The organism is Cobetia sp. SIMBA_158 (genome assembly GCF_046566945.1).
GTDB lineage: Bacteria > Pseudomonadota > Gammaproteobacteria > Pseudomonadales > Halomonadaceae > Cobetia > Cobetia amphilecti.
The window spans coordinates 1-229 of the sequence record NZ_JAWJYL010001243.1 but is presented as its reverse complement, the minus strand read 5'-3'; the positions used below and the strand labels follow the sequence as shown (position 1 = coordinate 229).

The 229-nt window shown below is 37.1% G+C and carries 1 protein-coding gene; it reads left to right on the top strand.

What is annotated here, in order from left to right; genetic code table 11:
- The coding region (locus R2R70_RS23695; protein WP_410979447.1) for a chondroitinase-B domain-containing protein at nt 1–229 on the top strand (229 nt) is incomplete at both ends.

Sequence of the window (229 nt, the reverse complement as noted above, 5' to 3'; positions counted from 1 at the left end):
CTAGTGGGAAAAAGAAATAAAGGTGTGACAGTCGCTGTTCGATTAAATACTCCTCAAAGCCAACAAAATCATCACAAAATTGACAATAATTATTTTGGCTACCGTCCTACATTTGGATCCAATGGTGGCGAAACACTACGAATAGGTACAAGTCATTATTCTTTAACTGACTCCTATACCTTGGTTGAAAACAACTACTTTGAGCGCACTAATGGTGAGGTTGAAATAA